The 20,896-nt window shown below is 41.0% G+C and carries 9 protein-coding genes; 4 read left to right on the forward strand and 5 right to left on the reverse strand.

Features of this window, described 5'->3' with window-relative positions; all coding sequences use genetic code 11:
• The first annotated feature begins 4 nt into the window (after nt 1–4).
• The 4 genes from HMPREF9455_RS02185 to HMPREF9455_RS02205 all read left to right on the forward strand — a co-directional run bounded on the left by HMPREF9455_RS02185 (nt 5) and on the right by HMPREF9455_RS02205 (nt 9,584).
• Nucleotides 5–943 (forward strand): fimbrial protein, encoded by a 939-nt coding sequence (locus HMPREF9455_RS02185; protein WP_006797938.1) that lies wholly within the window; start codon nt 5–7, stop codon nt 941–943.
• Nucleotides 944–1,025: 82 nt separating this feature from the next.
• Complete coding sequence (locus tag HMPREF9455_RS20555) at nt 1,026–5,963, forward strand: T9SS type A sorting domain-containing protein (RefSeq protein ID WP_006797939.1); 4,938 nt, start codon at nt 1,026–1,028, stop codon at nt 5,961–5,963.
• Nucleotides 5,964–6,346: 383 nt separating this feature from the next.
• On the forward strand, nt 6,347–7,993 hold the full coding sequence (locus HMPREF9455_RS02200; RefSeq protein WP_006797940.1) for an ATP-binding cassette domain-containing protein: 1,647 nt from the start codon (nt 6,347–6,349) through the stop codon (nt 7,991–7,993).
• Nucleotides 7,986–9,584, forward strand: coding sequence for an ATP-binding cassette domain-containing protein (locus HMPREF9455_RS02205; RefSeq protein ID WP_006797941.1), 1,599 nt, complete (start codon nt 7,986–7,988; stop codon nt 9,582–9,584). Before HMPREF9455_RS02200 ends, HMPREF9455_RS02205 begins: the two co-directional genes overlap by 8 nt.
• 72 nt (nt 9,585–9,656) lie before the next feature.
• On the opposite strand, the gene HMPREF9455_RS02210 is transcribed toward HMPREF9455_RS02205, so the two are convergent.
• From HMPREF9455_RS02210 to HMPREF9455_RS02230, 5 genes are all read right to left on the reverse strand, one after another.
• Nucleotides 9,657–12,128 (reverse strand): glycoside hydrolase family 95 protein, encoded by a 2,472-nt coding sequence (locus tag HMPREF9455_RS02210; protein WP_006797942.1) that lies wholly within the window; start codon nt 12,126–12,128, stop codon nt 9,657–9,659.
• Between the two features lie 439 nt (nt 12,129–12,567).
• The gene (locus tag HMPREF9455_RS02215; protein WP_006797944.1) at nt 12,568–15,453 is read right to left on the reverse strand and encodes a fimbrial protein; all 2,886 of its coding nucleotides are present in this window, start codon (nt 15,451–15,453) and stop codon (nt 12,568–12,570) included.
• Between the two features lie 60 nt (nt 15,454–15,513).
• On the reverse strand, nt 15,514–18,615 hold the full coding sequence (locus tag HMPREF9455_RS02220) for a fimbrial protein (protein ID WP_006797945.1): 3,102 nt from the start codon (nt 18,613–18,615) through the stop codon (nt 15,514–15,516).
• 79 nt (nt 18,616–18,694) lie between these two features.
• Nucleotides 18,695–19,633, reverse strand: a complete 939-nt coding sequence (locus HMPREF9455_RS02225) for a FimB/Mfa2 family fimbrial subunit (RefSeq protein ID WP_006797946.1) — start codon at nt 19,631–19,633, stop codon at nt 18,695–18,697.
• Between the two features lie 112 nt (nt 19,634–19,745).
• A complete protein-coding gene (locus HMPREF9455_RS02230; RefSeq protein ID WP_006797947.1) occupies nt 19,746–20,864 on the reverse strand; it encodes a hypothetical protein in 1,119 nt (372 codons plus the stop codon).
• Nucleotides 20,865–20,896 lie beyond the last annotated feature (32 nt).

Consider the following 20,896-nt stretch of genomic DNA (forward strand, 5'->3'; position numbering starts at 1 on the left):
AAGTATGAAAAGAATAGTATATATATCATTGCTTTTAAGTATGTTCTTTGTTGCCTGCTCCAATGAGGAAACTACAGATACTGCCTTAGAGAATAATAAGATTGAGTTATCTTTCAGCATAGATAATTACGTCACAAAACAGACAAAGGCGGCTGATGCGGGAACTGTGGAAGAACAACGTATAGATGATTTATACTTGTTCCTCTTTCCTACGACAGGTTCACAAACCTTGAAAAAGTATTATGTCAATACTGCAACTTTTACCGGAGGCTCATGGAACAGTAGCAATAGTAAGGTCTCATTAAACCTGACTCAGGCCGAAGCCGGTAACAGGCAGGTTTATATTATAGCGAACTGTTCTTCAATCAAGACGGGTCTTGATGCTGTGGCCTCATTAACAGGGCTGCAATCAGTTCTGAACGAAACGTCCCAACCTTGGTCGGATAATATAACTACACCTATATTAATGTCGGGGAGTAAAACTCACGATTTTAATTCTAATTTCCAACTGAATAATGTACCGCTAATCCGTGCCGTAGCTAAGGTGCAGCTTAATGTCAAACTATCGGCGGAGCATCAAAGCAGCCCTCTGTTCAACACTATAGCGCAGTATAATTATAAATTTATTGACTTTGACAAGAATACATATGCGTTGAAGCGAGCATCTAAACCGGATAATTTAGTAAGTTCTTCTGATTGGGTGGCATGGCAGGCTGGCGGAACTGTATCATCATACAATCTGGAGAACGGGAAGGTTACGGAGTTGATCGTTACCACTTATATCAATGAGCGTGATAATGCAGGAAGTGCGATAGAAATAAGTATTCCTTATCAGGGCTCAGGTCCATTACCTCCGCCTGAATTCGGAAATGAAACCTATAAGTTGTTATTGCCTGCGAAAATAGAGCGCAACCATTGGTATATATACGATATGGAAATCTGAGAATAATATCTGAGTAATAGTTTAAATCTTGATATAACAGGCTTTGGCCGGTCATGTTTCAAGTACAAAAAATATCAACAATATGAATTATATTAGCAATCGCTTTTTGTTTTTTATTCTGCTGTTTATAAGTCTCTTGCCATTGGTCGGAATATATGCGGACGGATCAAAGGATCTATATCCAAGCGGCACAACAGGCAATAGGGCATATTTAAGATCCAATACAGGAGTTACTGAAAACTGGCCTTTTCCTAACAGGGGAACACATTTTGTATATGCAGAGGTTGGAGAAACCATTACTTTAGCATCGAGTGCTCAGTCCGGTACCACTAAACGTATTAGATTATACGCACCTAATGGTAATGAGGTTACATTAACTGTTGCTAATAACCAGGGAAATATAGCTGATAGAAATGCCGAATTAGCCGGGCCGCGCAGAGTGGGGCAGGCTGCCGGTGATAACAGGTATTTACCTATCTATTATACTGTGCCGGCAGGAGCAGCAGGTATTTACAAAGTTGAATTTGATGGAACAGGAAACAATAGTGGAAGTGTAACAGGAGCGGCTACCAGCTTATCTCAACCGTCCAATTCAAGTTATGTGGCAGGATGGGATGTATCTGTGATTAACACTACTAATACAGACTTCATAAAAGGGCGGGTGTATACCAATGTACTGAATATGTCGGTAGCATCATCTACTACAACAGGATTCTACGGACTAGTATATGTACTGACTAAAGATGGCTACACCTACCGGGTAAATAATAATGGGAATAATGGTATTTATTTCACTTTCTTTGTTAATAACAATGGTTTCGTAAATGCGACAACAAAAGTTCCCATATATAAAAGTCTGAATACTACTACAGGTATTGGAAATCAGGTTCACGACCCGAATCTGGCAGATACAGATGTTAGTATTACACATAAATTATTCTATACTCAGCCTAGCGCCGACCTGCCTTTAGATGTAGAAGTCAGTGGAGCTGTCCCGGGAGGGAAAACCTGGCTGAAAAATACGATTGTAGTGCCTAAAGTTGAAGAGGTTAAGGTTCTGGGGACAGATAATACAGAGGGACAGATATCGTCGAAGGGCGGATATATAAGATTTAAGACCGAATCTCAGGGAACGTTTACGATAAAGATAGAAAGTACAGGCACTCCCGCCTTTACTACCCGGCATATGTATGGGGCAGCCAAAATAGGTGAAAATAGTGTATATTGGGATGGAAAAGACGGGGATAATATTCCTATTCCGGCAGGGCATGTACCTGCAAAAATAACAGTGCAATTGCAAGGTGCAGAGGTGCATTTTCCCTTCTTCGATATGGAGATGAATCTGAGAGGAACAATCATCGAATTATTAGATCACAATAATTTAAATAATGTATTATCCGATATTGTTTATTGGGACGATTCGAATATAACAATTAACAGTAATAATAATAGCGGTAGCAGTTCCAGTCCGGTAAATAACAGCCATCTGCCACCTACTAACAGTAGTGGTATCTCCAGTAACAGTAATGGACATAAATGGGCAGTAGGGATTTCGAATGCATCCAATGGATTTGGAAACGAGAAGTCTATAGATACATGGACATTTATAAAAGGAGAGGAGAAAACAATAGAAACGGCTGTTACTATAAAAGAAGCAGATCTTCAGGTGTCATCTGTTACGGTTGATAAAACTTCTGTCCGGCTGGAAGAGGAAGATATAAACGGAGATTATAATCCGACAATATTATCCTACACTGTAAAGGTTAAGAATAATGGTCCCAGCGATGTCGTAGGCGCGCCTTTTACATTTACTCTTCCAAAAGGATTTGACGGAACGGGTTATACAGCTGTTTTCAATAGCAATGGTTGTGGAACGGAATCGGTAGTTATAGTTTACGATGCAGTTAAACGCCAGTATTCATCCTCGCTTAATCTGCCCGATGGCTGTGAAATAACATATACATTCCAAGCTAAAGTTACACTCGATGCAGATCCGGGGAATAATAATGCGGTGGCAACCATTCTGCGTCCGAATGATGTTACAGACCCCGATGCTACCAATACGAGCGATCCTGCCAATCCGGTTGCTCCGGCAAATGCCGAAAATCCATATGATCTTACTCTGTGGTATGTACTCCCTACTGACCCATATTTTGAATGTGCAAATAATGGAAAGGGTGGAAATTGTAACAATATCAAAGGGGTGATGGTAAATCTGACACGTGAGACTGATCTGGCTATTGAAAAAACGGTAAATGAATCTAATCCGGAGGTCAGCGATTTTGTCACTTTTACTCTGAAAATTACAAACCATGGACCACACAGTGCATCTAATATAATAATAGAAGATATTCTCCCCAATGGCTATACTCTCGGCTCTATAAATAATGGGGGAACAAGTGCCGGAAATACTATAACATGGAATATTACATCTTTGGCTAAAGAAGCAAATATCTCTGTCAGCTTTACTGCAAAAGTAAATGCTTCCGGAAGCTATTTAAATACGGCCTCTGTCTCTGGTGACGGAGTAGACCCCGAACCGGATAATAACACCGATACGGAAACAGTTGTCCCATGCCGGGAAGAAAACATATTTTTTGAAGATTTCGGGGTGAGTGCATTTCCGGAAGCATCAAATAATTTTGGACGTCTTACTTCGCCTTATATGCCATCCAACAGTTTTAAGTTTGGTACACCATATCCTCTTTCAGAAGAATATGATAAATATGCGATTGATAATAATCATTATGCAATAGTAGCCCCCGGATATATAAAAATGGGACATAAGTCTAATGATTATTACTTTTGGACACCGCCTTACAATGAGTCCAATACTGTGCAAGATCGTTCGGGCACAGAAGATGGCGCTGTTATGGTTGTAAATGCCGGACAAGTTCTCAATTCATTCTACAAAAGGCCTCAATTATTACAGGTCGGTGCTTCATACAGGGCTTCACTCTGGTTGTATCTGGTAAATGGGCCTTCACAAGTTGCCATTGACATCTTGAATCCGAAAACGAATGAAGTATTGGCTACAATAGAATCTCATGTAATGAATGATTGGGATACTAGTGTTAAAAATAAATGGACATATCTGGAACTATATTTTTCAGTGCCAGTGCCGGATGATGAGGAAAATTGTAAAGTAGATAATATTATTATTTCTTTCAGGAATAATCTGGCAGAGAATAATGGAAATGATTACTATATCGATGATATAAGCCTCGATAAAGTATGTTCTGTTCCCAATGGCACAATTATAATAAGATGCCCTGATCCTAATTATAAGAGAAATTATTGGCACGGAACGGTTAGCAATGAATGGGCTGATACTGATAACTGGACAGCAGAGTTTGTGCCTGCAACAGGAGAAGATATTGAGTTTGCAACAGACATCAATAATGGTTCTTCAGGAAATGGAAATGGTCTTGGAACTTCAGTCCGTGATTTACATCTTGATACCGATCGTGTGATCGGAGACCTGATTAATAATTCGGATATGGATTTACTGGTAACCACCGAAAACCAGCTTACGATCAACGGTGTTGTAAGAGATGATAATCCGGCCAAAGGGACTATTGTAGTGAAGGCATCAACTGATAAGCCGACAGGGACATTGTTCTTTGCTGATCCTGATAATAACCGCAATGTAAATGCTACGGTAGAATTTTATAACAAAGCGTATGAATGCTCAACCTGTGGATTCTATAAAAATCAATGGCAATATTTTGGAATTCCGGTTCAGGCATCCGGTTTTCCATATCTTACTCCTAAGGTGGAAACAATAAACCAATGGGTAGAACCATTCAGTGGCAATAAATGGCAACCCGCGCCATATACGCCGGATACAGGCTTGAAAGCATTCAAAGGTTACGAAATGACTAATAGCAGTAATACTTTGCCGACTCATATTTACAGTTTCCCCGGAATCCTAAATGTAGGGAATGCAGTTGTTCCGCTTACCAGAACATCTAATGTCAACTATTCGGGAATGAACCTTGTCGGCAATTCATTTACTGCTGCTATACCAATTACTACCACTGCTATCGAACTTGGTAGTGTGGAGTTGACCGAAAATACAGTTTATTTGTTCAATATGGGAACTCGCGACCAATGGCGGAAGCTGAATGGCGGAACAGTCAGCGGTGTTGCCGGAGGACAATATCAGGCCGTACCGTTTAATCTGGCAGGACAAGTTGGAATACCGGACAGGATATTGTCTATGCATACATTCATGTTGGATGTAAAAACTCCCGGTAGTATAACATTGAAGTATGGCGAACTGATAAAGAATGAGTTGAATACATCGACTACAAAACCGTGGAAATCGGCCTATACTGAAAGTCGTACGCCACAATACCCTTATATTGTTATGGATGTCGTGAGCAATACATCAGCCGATCGTGTATGGTTATTTGAAAATTCAAATACAACTAAGGGCTTTGATAACGGATGGGATGCATACAAACTTCAGGAAGAAGGACTGACTCAGGTATATGTATCGGATGAAACGGAGTCTAAGTATCAGATAGCTACCGTACCTGAATTTACAGGAACTACTTTTGGTGTGCATACAATCAAAGATGAGAAATTTTCGATAACGCTTTCCGTAACCTCTGATGTAGAAATGCGCAAGTTATATTTGCACGATATACATACAGGCCGTAGTTATCCGATCGGAAATAATGTGGAATACACTTTTTCAGGAACAAATACCATAACTAATGGTAGATTCAAAATCACAGAAAGTTCGTCTCCGTTAACCGGAACCGGACAAGAATCTTCTCTTGTGAATGTTTATGTCAGAAATAACCAGGTCGTGGTCGATAATCAGTCTGAAAAGAATTGTGTTGCTACAGTTTATGATATTTTAGGCCGGTTACTTGACGAGAAGAAGGTTTTCAGTAATTCCAGCGGATATTTTGTAGGGAGTCAACTGATAAACAAAGGTATATATATCGTAAAAATAGTAAGTGAAGATAAATCTATCAACAAATCTGAACGGGTATTGTTAAAATAAATTATTCAGATTCAATGTGTAAAGTAAAACACGACCATTCATCGTTAGTCGTGGTGTAGTTTTGTAAAGATTTTTATAAAACCCATGAGTCGGGAGGATTCGTGGGTTTAGTTTTTACATAGTATTGAAAAAGTTATCCTCTTGCTAACTGGAGACACGGCTGGTTAAATTCCAAGTGTCACATATGGGAAAATAATATTTACTACTTTTTTGATAATCAATATAGAAAATCAAAAAACAAATAGGAATGCGAGATTGATTCTATTTATATCAATAATTATCTTATATAAATAATTATCTTTGCTGACAATAGAGTATAACCACTTAGTTCATTTAATATCCATTCATTTCCATGTGATGGAAATCAAAACCGGAAATAATCAATGAGTTCAAATCAGGAAAATGCTTCCCGATGGTTGGGTAAGAAGATTGCCGAAGCAAAAAGTGCGTATATTTCAGCTTCGGTACTTACTGTTTTAAGCGCGGGATGTTTTGTTGTTTTTTGCTGGTACTTGTCAGAATTTGCAGCGTCGTGGCTCAATGACGGACTGCTTTTACCCAACGCATTGTTGTATGCATCCCTATTCCTCTTGGGTCGATATATTTTTGCCCATTTTGCATCGCTGTTCAATTACAAAGCAGGAAATATTATTGTTTCTAAAATCAAAAAGAAGCTATATCCTATATTGTTAAATAACAATAAGTTTGATTCTATATCGAGTACGCTGTTCGTTACAAGGATAAGCGACGATCTGAAACCATTTTACGCTTTTTTCATTCCATATCTGATGGCTTCGCTCATAGTGAGCGGAATACTCTTGGTTATTTGCTTTTGGATGGAAAAGTGGGTTGGTACTGCACTCTTGGTTTCGTTGGTAATCATTCCTATACAGATGATTATCATAGGTGTGGGTGCAGAAGCTCTTCATAAAAAACACATCAATCTTTTCATTAAATATTCAGCTGTCTTTTACAATCGCCTTCAGACTATTGCGGAAATTGTTAATTTAGATAATTTCAAACCGCAATACCTCTTTCTATCGAAAAAAAGTAAGGAATTAAACAAAGCGACTACCAACGTGATGCGTGTTGCTATCCTTTCGTCGGCTGTGTTGGAGCTTTTTGTTACCATCTGTATTGCTGTTATTGCTATTTATTTAGGAATGAGCTTGCTTGGGATTATGGCAGGTCCCAATTACGGGAAAGGTTATGATTTTCGTACTGCATTGTTCCTGCTTACTCTTTCGCCTTATTTTTTCTTTTATCTGAGAAAATTCGTCAGTGCATATCACGACAGGAACAAAGCCCTGGCTTCGGCAAAGCTACTGTTGCCTATCCTAAACGAGGATATTGATACACCTTTAACAGAAATAAATGAAGAGCTTGATACTTTTGATATCGGTGGCCTTAGCTTTGCTTATCCCGATTCGCCGGTAAAAGTTCTTCATGATATCAATTTGAAATTACCTGCAAAAGGATTGGTATTGGTAAAAGGTATTTCAGGATCAGGTAAATCTACCCTGCTGAAGATTTGTGCAGGAAGCCTGTCTTCTAAGGATGGACTGGTTTCCGTAAACGGGAAAGACAATAGGTGGTCACAGCAATGGTTGAAAGCAAATACGTCATATATGAACCAATTTCCTTTTATTTTCGACGGAACACTTCGATACAATGTTTTTCTCGAGAAAGAGGTTAATAAATATAACCAATACCCAGAGTTCTTAGATAAAATTTTGACTAAAAAGGAAGAGGGTTGGCAAACCGTACTGAGCCATAACGGAAAACAACTTTCGGGTGGTGAAAAGCAATTAGTTACGCTTGCCCGGATGATGTTGCACCCGAGGCCGATAGCCATTCTCGATGAACCTACGGCTAACCTCGACACTGGTACTGTTGAAATCATTCTTCCGCAAATAATGAAATTGGCAGAAGATAGGCTGGTTATAGTGGCATCACACGAAAAGATGTTCGAGACTTTTGCCAATACAATTGTAAACTTAAATTGGGGGGAACAGATGAGCCATGAATAAATTTATCATAAAATATATATTACAGCCTTTGGCAGGCAGATGGTTGAGAGGTTTTCTTCTGTTATTGCTTTGGACAGTGGCATTTATAGCTCTTCCTGCTATTTCGGGCTGGTTTCTGGCAATATGTAGTGTTGTATTCATTACAGCAAGTACTACGTTCTCTTATCTGGTCCCGTCTGCTATTATACGTTTAATGGCCCTTATACGCACAGTGCTGAGGTATTTTGAGCGGTTGGAAAACCATAAAACCACATTGGATGCCCAGCAAAGCCTGCAATTGAAAATATTCCGGTCCGTAGCTAAATTTCCTTATTTCAAAAAGCAATTCAATAATAACTCGACTCTACTCGAAAACAGTACGCATGGTGTAGATCAAATATTGAATCACATTCTTTTGTGGATATTACCATTCTCTGCCCTGATTCTTTCGCTGAGTATCTATTTCTTTTTCCTTATTGTATTCTCACAGGTGGTAGCTATCGAATTTTTGATTTCATCTGCCATTCTTTTGTTTATTATACCCCAATTAATTTTCCGAAAAAACAGAAAACTATACGGAGAATTGAAAGTGCATCGGGAGGAGAATAATCAGTCCCTTATCCAAAGTTTCAGAGGCCGGATAGAAATTTCGAAATATGAACTGGAGGGGAAAGCCATAGAGCAGTATGAACAAAGATTGCTACGACTCGAACAATTGGAAGACCAACTGCAGACCAATTCATTTTGGTTGCAGTTGATAGCCGGTCTTGGGTTTAGCTATATTGCCACATTTTTGCTTTGGAGCTCACGCGATTATGGTATAGATGCTCCAATGGCAATTGGAATTTTCTTCGGTATTATGGCGCAGGCCGAATTGGCTGAAATGCTTTTCTCCGGAAAATCGGAAAAAAGTTCGGTCGCACACCAGATTAGAGATATTGACTCGATTATCACGCAAGGGGAACGGCCTGTTGCAACAGTGGAAGTTAATTCCATATTCGAAAATTTAAGTTTAGAGAACCTAAGTGCAAAAATACCTGAAACATCTATACATACAAAAGAAGTGTCGCTAGAGATAAAAAGAGGGGAGTGGATTGCTCTTTTCGGAGAAACCGGAAAAGGAAAGACTACCTTGTTGAATAGCCTCTTCTATCCTGAATACCGCCGCAGTGGCTTATTGAGATGGAATAGCGATGGCGAATTATCTCATTTACCTGTACCGGAATGTATTTACGTTACCCAGAAAGCTTATTTATTAACCGGTACCTTGCGCGAAAATTTTGAAGGATATTCTGATGAAGCTATTGAGCAAGTACTGGATACGGTAGATTTGACAAGCTGGCGTTTGTCGCTTCCTGATGGTCTGGGGAGCTGGTTAGGCGAAAATGGTGAAACATTAAGTGGCGGGCAACGGAAAAAGTTGCTGCTGGCACAGGCCCTGTTGAAAACACCTCAACTGTTGGTAGTAGATGAACCCACGGCCGGCATAAGCTCTGAAAATGCAATTGCCATCTTTCGAAATATCAAAGACCAATATTCTGATATTACTATTTTGATGGCTACCCACCTGCAGGATTTTGAATGTGTGGTAGATAAAATTGTAAGGATCTGACAGAATATTCTATAAAATAGAGAAGAACCTAAAACAAAGATAGCTTCGTTTTAGGTTCTTCAATGATATCTTTTACTGTTCTATAGTTACATTATATGTGATTCCTTTTTGAGTCTCAAACGTATTCAAATAATATTGTCCGTCAAAAGTTTGTTTCGATACAGCCCCGTTAATTTTTACCGGGACAGAGGTTCTGAGAGTACATTTTTTTCCTAGCTTGGATTTGATCATAGCATTATCTAACACGTTATTTTTCCACTCGATGCCGATTTCAAACCCACCTCTGGCCATAATACCTTTTATTTCCCCCTCCGTCCATACATCAGGAAGTGCAGGCAACAGATGTATTTCATTCAAATGGCTTTGCAGCAACATTTCAATAAATCCGGCGGTGGCACCAAAGTTTCCGTCTATCTGAAATGGCGGATGCGCATCGAAGAAGTTCGGATAAGTCCCTCCTGTGCTGCTACCGCCTTCCTCTACATATTTCATAATTTCCCTTATCATTTTATAGGCATGATTACCATCTAATAATCTGGCGGCAAAGTTGATTTTCCATCCTTTACTCCAACCGGTTCCCTCATCGCCTCTTATTTCGAATGTCCGCTGGCAGGCAGCCGCTAAATCGGGAGTGATAAGTGGTGATATCTGACGTCCGGGATGTAATCCGAACAGATGTGAAATATGCCTGTGATGGGGATCCTGGTCTTTGTAATCTTTACTCCATTCCTGCAATTGCCCTTGAGAACCTATCTTATAAGGTAAGAGCTTATCCCGTTTTTTTATGAGTTGTTCCCTAAACTTTTTATCAAAGTTCAGTTCTTGCGAGGCCTCAATCAGATTAGTAAACAGATCCCGTATAATCGCTATATCCATAGTCGCCGCTTCAGTAACAGAATAGCGCTTACCATCAGCTGTAACGAAAGCTGCTTCGGGTGATGTGGAAGGAGATGTAATCAGATAGCCGTCTTTTTCTATCAGCCAGTCGAAACAGAATAGAGCAGCCTCTTTCATTACAGGATATGCAATATCTTTGAGGAATCCTTTATCCCCCGTAAACTGATAATGTTCCCAAAGATGCTGACACAGCCAGTTTCCACCCATATACCAGTTAGCCCAATTGGGATCTCCATCCCCTCTGTCGCCCACTGCATTACTAAGCCCCCATATATCGGTATTATGGTGGGCGACCCACCCTTTCGCCCTATAGTACTCCTGTGCGGTAATTGTTCCTGTTTTGGAAAGATTCTGTATAAATTGCAGTAATGGTTGATGCATTTCGGAAAGATTGGCAATTTCGGCAGGCCAATAATTCATTTGAGTGTTTATGTTGATCGTATAATTGGAACTCCATGGCGGGCGGAATTCCTTATTCCAGAGCCCTTGTAGATTAGCCGCAGAGCCGCCCGGCCGTGAAGCCGAGATCAGCAAATAACGTCCGTAATGGAAGAAAAGGGATTCTAATTCAGGATCATAATTACCATACGAATATAGTTTTAGGCGCATATCCGAAGGTAGTTTACGATTTACATCCCTTGTTATGGTCGTATTCGGCAAACTAAACGAAACCCGGTTGAAATATTTCTGATAATCATTGATATGAGTAGTTTTCAGGTCGTAATATCCTTTATCCTGTACGTGTGCGATATATGATTCGGATATGCGTTTTTCATCTTTTCCTTCACTATCGGGGCATTTGTCAAATCCATTAAAACTTGTTGCGGCTGATAATAAAAGAGTAACAGATGTGGCATTTTTTATATATATCCCATTGTTGTCAGATATGATCGCCCCGTCTTTAGATCTGGCTTGTACAACAGTCTGGAATCTCATGCCATTGCAGCCCTCTGCATCTGTTTGCTCTATCGGATTCCTTCCGGGCTTATTATAATAATTGGGATCTACCCGGGCCGGCGCCTTCCCTCTGAGAACAATCCGGTTCTTCCCGTCGGCAGACAGCGTACCGGACAACTGGCTGTTGAGCGACACTTCCAAGTTGATCATCCCGGGCATACTTGCCGTTATATGCATCACTAAAACACTGTCGGGAGCAGAAGTAAATATCTCACGGATATATTTTACCCCATTTATTTCGAACTCAGTAGTTGCTATAGCATTTTCGAGGTCCAATGTACGCCGGTAATTCTTGAGTCGCCTGTTATCCGCATAAGTTTGTTTTATATGAAGGTCTCCTAAAGGCAGAAAACTCTCACCATAATAACCCTGCATTTTTTTGCATAATTCGGTAGCCAGTTTATAATCTTCTTTGGCTAAAGCCTCTCTGATGGGCTGCAAGTATTTGTATGCTTCGGGATTTACATTTTTCTTTTGTGGCCCGCCGGACCATAAGGAGCCTTCGTTCAGTTGAATAAGCTCATTGTCAACACCACCAAAGATCATTCCCCCGATAAAACCGTTACCTACAGGAAGGGCTTCAGTCCACTTACCGGCAGGCTTCTCATACCAGAGTTGAAGTTTATTCTGGGCACATACACCTGTAAAAATAAGGAAATAAAGAATAATAAAACAGAATCTACTTTTCATTAAATATTAAATTGTAATTATTAAAAACGACGGGTTATTTTTTGCATAATTAGAAGATTTATTGGCAATAGAAATATTTTTTTATGGCGAAGTTTCGATAAAACTTTCCATCTCTAAGTAAAATTAATTCTTTTCCGGCATCAGACAATACGTAAGTAGCGAAACTTAATGTTTTTCTTTCCTTTTTTGCTATCTGCAATTTTTTATATAAATCTGTCATCGTTTTTTGTTGGTGCAGGTCTTATATATTAGTTAATATTAGTTGCCTACCCGGATTGTAAAAATATTTGATAAACGGAAGGCTCTGTATCAGAGTTCCTGAAAAATGGAATCCGCTGGTTATCACAACCCACAGGATTCCATAAGCACAAATTCTACAAAACTACGCAATAGGTCTCCACGACCTAAACTTATATAAACTTGATAGTATGCCTGCTTGTTATTCCTCTACGACACAACGAACACTAAAACCCAGCTGGCGGAAAAGGATTGTATTTGGTATTACCAGACCATATGCAAAATTCATGGCATATGAACTTGTGCTGTTAGCAGATGAAGACCAGTACATTCCATTTTCTCCGACTTTTGTCAATTTAGTTTCTTCCCGGAAGCCGGAAGCCGGAAAAAATGGGGATCCTATGTCAGACTTATTATATCCCCGGTTAAATATCTGGATGCCATAAGGTTCGATCGGAACGTACGGAATAAATGTTCCGGTAACTGTATAACTAGCCTCAGTGTTAAATTCGTTGGAAGTAGGCATGCGCCATTTTTTACCTGGAGGAGCCCAGCCTTTATCTGTCATATATTTGCAAATGTCGCCAACACCAGTTGCTTCATTGGTTATTTCATAAAGGTATGCGCGGTCAAACTGCGTTTTCCCTACAGGAGGGTTGCTGCTTACACTGGCGGTTGCATAAGGGATGGCAGACCATGCAAAATTTAATGTCGTTCCGCCTATAGTGGGATATATTGTGTTTGCTAAAGGATTGATATCTACAGGAGACATTCCATATAAGCTGCCTGCCTGAAAATACACTCCCTGATAGGTTCTGTGAGTAGTAACCCCTACATCGTCAAAGGTCAAATGTCCTGAAGCGAAATCGTAATAAATATTGCTTCCGGCCCAGCCCTGATGAGCTTTAGGATAATATTCATTGATTATATTCAATACAAGGGTTACATCATTGAATTTCTTCGGAGAGTCGGGACTTTCAAAAACAACACTTATCTGTCCCGCCATACTTACAACATTACTCACAACTCTGAAATTAACCGGAGTGCCTGTTCCCGTATTGGTACTACCGACAGTTCCTATTTTTAGATTATCTGATGCCTGCAGGTTCAAAAGCGAGCCGCTCCCTGTTGTTATATTCTCTGTGATGGATTTGATTCGCCAGTTGGTATTACTTCTCACATTAAAGGTATACGTGTTTCCGTTGGTCCAGTACGAAGAGTTGACATTGCTGAATACAAGGTTATATGCTGATTGTCGCAAGAAGAGGCTCTCAGTTATATTATTGGTCCCGTTGGATACCGTAAAGTCCATTTTTGATACTTTTACCAGAAACGGGTCTGTTAAAAGTTCGGCATCTGTAATAGCGGTGGGCTGCACTGTAAATAATTTTTCGCCCGAAGGATCGCTTATGGACGACTGTAGACCGAAGGAAGGTAAACCGGAAGACCCGTCTAAAGATAGCCCTGCGTTACCTATGACATAGTTAGTTGCGATAACAGAAGACGTTGCAGGACTCCATTTCATTTTGAATTGCTGGGTTGAAGGTAATGCATTTATTGGTGCAGCAAATATCAATTCATTAATACTCTTGGTCCCGGCTACATTCTTTATGCTCAAAGCAAGTGCTGCATTGATATTTTGTGTCACCTTGACTATATAAGTAAGGCGTCCGGCTTTCAGATGTATAAAACCAATACGCACTATACCGCTTATATTTTCAGTCAGGCTAAGTTTTACATTAGTAGTAACGCCGGAGGCTCCTGATGAAATTACGCTTCCTGATGTTGATAACAATCCCAGCCAGCTAATGTTATTCCCTCCGGTATCTACTATTTTATCAACATTCCAGCCGGAAGGGTTATCTGTGCTCACAGCGAGACTGTTGCCTTCGCTGGTAGCTATATGGATATCGCGAGGTAATATAAATTCTCCTTGTGATACTCCCAGCATATACTGTCCGTCAAAGACGACATCGGATAGTTGAGCGTCATTCCATTCAATAACTTCCGCTTTTATATTCACAGGACGGGAATTGAAGGCATCTGTCGGAGTCGGCAATCCGGAGCCGCTTATTTCAGAAATATTTACTTTATAGTGATGATTTCGTAATAATGCCAGGTAGGTAGTATTGCCTGAAGACGTCTGGGTAAAATCGATCCGGTAATATGTAGGTTGGCTATCGCCTGTGTAAGTTCCACCAATAACCAGACAGGTATTGCTTTGTAATGAGGATGAACTTCCGGCTGACGCCTCGAAGGTGTAGATCTCTCTTGAACTCGAAACACCCGGTGTTGTGATGGCAGCCCCGTCATATACCAGCGGATTTTGTGCCGGATTAACCGGTTTCTGTGCTGAGGCCGGGACTGATGCTGCTGTTACTTTATTTTGCAATGCACTCCAGTTTGATGCAGTTGGAGCAATCCTGCCTTTGTTATTATAGTTATAGAGACGTATGCTTTCCAGAGTAAATTTGCTTGTGGCATCGGTATGAGTAAGTGCTACATCTATCTTAGAGACCATACGGATCAGATTTACCGGATTACTGGCAGGAGTGCTGTTATTGACCGTGAGCGATGTTATTTCCCCCCACATCGGTATGGGGATGTATCCTGTAGATGCAGGATTGGCATTCCATTTTCCTGAGTTTGCCAGCAACAATTTTTCCAAGACTGAAGATTTTGCCTCTCCATCACTGATACTACCTAAAGCATTAGCAAGGCTTTGGCGGGCATTAGCCAGAATCACTATGTTATAAGTACCTTCCGGAATTTTTACAGTGAAGGTCTTAACCTTACTGTCTGTAGGGTTTGTATTTATAACATTGCTATACAAGGGTTGGTAAGTATATTTACCATCTGTGTCGAACAACAAAATTTCTATACTCTGCACATTATCTTCATCTTCTTCGTCCATAGAGGACTTAAGTCCGGATGAACCCGGAACTATGACGGAGAACAGTATTTCCATATCATTAATATTTCCAACCGGTACATCTTCCGTATCGCGGCAAGCGGAGCAGAAGAGGATTAGAAATATAGCCCAAACGGGTATAGTCCGGTATATAATTGATTTGATGGTTACTCTCATATTTTATTGCTTAATAATGCATTGTATAATTCTTTTTATTTCTGTTTATTCAGATTACTGCTATTGCTCGGCAACACACCGTACAGAAAAGCCTCCGGCGCGATAGGTCGGGTATTGTACTGCCACAGTGTTATTGGTGAAACTGAGATAATTTGCACTTGTACCTGAATTTGTAGCCGTCCAATATATTCCGGTACTGCCAACATTAGTCAGATTTCCATTCGAATCTACGCGATAACCTGCTGCGGGATACCATCCACCATAACCTGTCCAGGTCATTCCATTGCTGCCCCATACGGCCCCATTTTGTCCCATTGTAAAGTTAGCAAGGAGCCATATTCCCTGCTGAGGTACACGCCATCCGGTGGGACATGGATCATAAACCGTTTTGGACGCAGGACCCCAGAGGGCATCGCTCCTGACTCCACTATTGCTGTACCAGTCGCGGGGATCTGTAGCCAGATAATAGAATGTGAAGGGATTAGCTATAGCATTGCCAAGATTATTTGCTACAGATACTTGTGCTCTGGTAACAGATATTGTTCCTGAGGCAGTGTATAATGTAGGTTCATCGGTTCCTGTCAACGTAGATGAACTCGGGAACGGGTCTTTGCGTCCCCATTGGTATAGCAAGCCTTTTGTTGCCGCCGCACTTGGTGTGTTGCCTATGGCTCCGAGGTTACGGTCCATAAATTTACCTGTACCTAAAGCTACCGGTGTATAGTCGGTCACCCATATATGCCAGGACCAGAGGGTTGTATTAGATGCGTTCTTGATCTCTACAACAGCATTTCCTGAAGCGCTTCCCTGTTTAACAAGAAGATAAGCAGATGATCCCGTTCCAATAATATGAATCTGGCTTATATTTGAATTGGATGCTACCCTGTTTGCATTGTCTGTCCAGAGGAGTCTGGCCGTGAAATTCTCCGATGCACCCAATTGAGTCCCTATCCCGGAGTCGTTTGCCCGGCTGACAGGGATAAGTATTCCTGTTCCTCCCGGATTGACAATATATGAGTTCGATTTAGGTTGGATGACACCGGCATAGCATGGCAATGTAATATCTGTATCGGCAAAACGACCTTGGGGGCTTTTGATCGTAAATACAATGTCTCTGTAGTAAAGCGCCGGATTGGCGGCATCGTTGATTATGTTGAAATATACTCTGGTACCGCTTGTATTGGCTCCTCCGGAAGTGGTCACTAAGGATTGTACCACATTATCCGGGTTACTTTTGACCTCAACGGTGAAGTTTGTATTGGATTTGACTGTGAAATATTTCTGAGTTCCATCCATCAGGTAATATGCGTCTTTTTGCGTAGAGATATTATATCTGACTTGCCTGAGGAAAATACTTGTGGTTAAGAAGGTATATGGGTCGCCTATCCTGAAATCGACGACAGAGACCTTCTCCATGAAAGGATTTACTGCAATCTCAGCCGCTGTAATAGCTGTAGGGCGTACAGTAAACGTTTTCTCTCCCGAAGGATCATTCAGAAGAGCGAGTATACCTGATCCCGGCTGGTCTGAAGATCCGTCGAACGAAAAGCCGATATTATAAATGTCGCTACGGGTTGCTGTGACACTTAATGTGACCGGGTTCCATTTGAGTTTGAATTGTTGTGCAGCAGGCTGAACATCGGCAGATGATGCAAAAACCAACTCGGATATAGCCTTGCCTGACAGGTCAGTCACCTTTAAATTCAGGTTGATTTCAGTTTTTTGCAGAACTTGTACCGTATGGGTAAGGCGTCCTGCGCTAAGATGAATATATGCTGTACGGTCTGATCCGCTGGTGTTTTCGGACATATTTAGCTTTAGGTCTGTAACGCTACCCGAAACTCCTGTGGATACGGCAGCTCCCAGAGTGGATACGACGCTGAGCCAGGTTACATTGTTACCGGAGACATCCGTTATTTTGTCTATCTTCCATCCGGAAGGATAATCGGTTGTTACACAAAACGCATTATCAGAGCTGGAGGTTGTATGAGCATCGCGCGTAAATGTGATTGAACTCTGCGATACTCCCAGCATATATTGTCCGTCGAAGACGATATCACCGATCTTTACATTATCCCACATGATCACATTTGCTTCTATATTTACCGGGCGGGAACTGAATGCATCGGCAGGTGTGGGTAATCCACGGCCGCTGACTTTTGTTATGTTTACTTTGTAATAATGGTTTCTGAGGACGGGCAGGTAAGTGGTAACCGATGATGACGTGCGGGCGAAATCTACACGGTAGTATGTTGGTTGGCTGTCTCCCGTATATGTACCGCCTATCACCAAGCATGTGGCATTTTGCATCGATGACGGATCAGCCTTTGCAGCCTCGAATGTATATATTTCTCCTGATGATGCCGTATGTGCTGTAGTAATAGCCGTACCGTCATATAATAACGGGCCTGGAGTGAGAATAGAACCGGTAGGTATACTGACTCCGGTGACAATACTTTGTGACTGGTCCCAATTACCTGAAAGTGGTGCTATATATCCTTTATTATTATAATTATATAGGCGTATGCTTTCTAAGGTGAAATTAGCCGAGGCATCTGTATTGGTTAGTGCCACATCAATTTTAGATACCATACGAACCAGATTTACAGATGTACTGGACGGCAATGATGCATTTACGGAAATAGAAGGTATTTCGCCAAACATTGGAATAGGTATATATCCTGCGGACACCGGATCGGCATTCCATTTATTGCTATTGGTGATAACCAGCTTTTCGAGTACCGATGCTTTGGAATCTCCGTCATGGATACTGCTCACGATTCCTGATACCGCTTGTCGCGCGTTAGCGAGTATTACCATATTGTATGTGCCTTCGGGAACCTTTATGGTGAAGGTCTTGATATTGCTGTTGTCAGGATCGGTATTGATTACATTGCTGTACACCGGTTGATAAGTATATTCCCCATTGTCATCGAACAATAGTACTTCGATGCTCCTGACTTCATTCTCATTACTTTCTGGCAGAGTCTTGGTTTTAGGGGCTGATGCTCCCGGAACTTTTACGGAAAAGGTTACTTCTTTTGTTGCTGAACCGGGAGATGGTACTTCGTCATTATCCTGACAGGAATTTAATAGTACTCCCGATAAAATGCATAAAGTAATGATGATTTTTTGTCCGGTATGCATATTTATGATTCTCATACTCTATTTTGTTTCTGTGTTTTGCGCTGTGATATATACAGACCGGAAAGGAACCGGGCGATTCACCAGCCTGATATGTTTATAATTCCGGGTCTACCGGTATTTGTCCCCATTCGGGAATACTTATTTCGACAGAGGCTTCTTTATATTCAACCAGTATAGGTACTACAGCCTTCTCTATACCTTCTACTGTTATATTATTCTCTTTCATAAAATCTTTGAGATTGATTACTGTAAGAGTGCTGCCATCGGAACTTTTCTTAATCTTTATTTCTATCGGATTGTCATCTTGGAAACGAAGTGTGTAAAATGTTATAGCAGCGACTTTTTCTCCTGATATGTATTCAAATGCGGATATATCAAGATAATGGACAGCATTGCCGAAAGTCTGCATCTCGAAATTGTATCCACTGGTAACTCCGGTCATCTCTACTATCGGTGCAAGCAGTTGCCCCTGAGGACCTTTGTCTGAAAGCCCTTTTACATAGACCTGTATTTTTATGAATGCATTATGAAAATCGAGTATCCGTTCTATCACTGTTTCGGATACTGTCGTAACTTTTAATGACGGGGACAATACGGTATGATCCAATGCATAATATAATGTGTCGCCATTCGTTGCAGCAATTCCGCTTCTGAGGGCAGTATGAGTTACAAAAGCATCTTTCATCATGCTATTTGTACTTAACGGACTGAAAAATGTTTTTCCGGAAGCATTTCCCCAGCAGACGATCCGGTAACTACCCGGATCAAGATCCAGCATGATTCCGGCAAAAGAGGTTAACGCAGCCAGGTTTGCACTTTGGGTCATTACATATTGTCCATCTTCCTTGAAAACAAATACGTCCACCCTTTTTATTTTTTCGATAAAAAGTTCTTCGGGTCCATCGCTTACATAACGAAACTTCAGTATAAAATTTTTATCGATACCGACCGGACATTCACCTGAACTATCATCAATACACCTACTGAATATCAGGATGGTAAACAATACGAAAAACAAATGGAACAATCTCATATATTAGGCCTTTAGATTCTTACTAAACCGCATCTCTCTGTGATATGGCGGATTTGTATAGTGATCCTTCGGGGAAAGTATAGTCGGCTTTCCCCGAAGAATGCTGTATACATTAAAGTTCAGGCGTTACACCTACTACTGTCCAGGCAACCAGATTAACTGTTACTTCTATATCGATCAGGCTTAAATTTGGTATCGGAGACAGGTCGGTCTCATTGAATGTCAATGCTCCTGCTGCTATCTTGTATATTTTACCCGATTCAATACTTGTTAGAGAAGCTCCTCCGGAAACAGCTTTGAATCCTTTGACCGTGACAAACTGCGGAGCAGTATATGTAGATCCATCATTTGTTACGATATCACTCAGGCGTATGATTATACGGGGAACTGTACTACCGGTGGATGAAGCAAATAAATTATAAGCCCATACTGTACCCGTACCTGCAGGCTTAGCTACTTTTGTAGAGGCAGAGAGTGCCGGATCATAGAAATCATAGATGGCAGGTTTCAGCCCGGCCGGATATTCACTGGTTTCATCATTAAATGCTGCCGCCACAGCTCCGTTTTCCACGAAATCGGTACTGGTCACACTTCCTTTTACTAAAGCCTGTGAAAAATAATTATCGATGAAAATACCATCTACTTTAAAATCAGTAATAACACCACTGGAAGTAATATCCGTTAGTTCGATACGTGCCACGGTAGGTTTAAGATCAACCTCACAGGTATAGGCAGTAGCAGGTGATACAGGATCGACTAGTGGGCCGCTTCCGTACAGGTTTGCGTCTTCAATATCATTCTGGGATTCCACTTGCAATACAACTTCCTGTACTGTGGAAATGTTGCCCGAAGTAGGAAGACCGGACGTATTACCTACAACATAGACCATCTCTGTATTTCCGGGCAGGTTGGTTATCGATGCTCCGTTATGAGCTTCTGTCATATTAATATTCGTAGCACTTGTAGTAGAAGAGGTTATCGTGTAATGCTTTAATATGGCACCTGATGCATTTACGAAATATAAATCTCCCGACTGTAGGACTACATCGGTTCCATTACTCACCGGACTACTTACCGAATGAGGTGTGACGGCGCTCTTGCCAAGTTTCAGGAATACACTTTTTGGTTTTGCATTATCTACGGGTTCTGTATCTTCCCCGTTGGAGCAACCGCTAAAGCCCAGTAATAGTACCATGGCTAATAATGCTAGATAGCTGAATTTTTTTTTCATACGCTGTTGGTTTTTAAAATTGATTCAATGTG

The sequence above is a fragment of the Dysgonomonas gadei ATCC BAA-286 genome, from assembly GCF_000213555.1.
GTDB lineage: Bacteria > Bacteroidota > Bacteroidia > Bacteroidales > Dysgonomonadaceae > Dysgonomonas > Dysgonomonas gadei.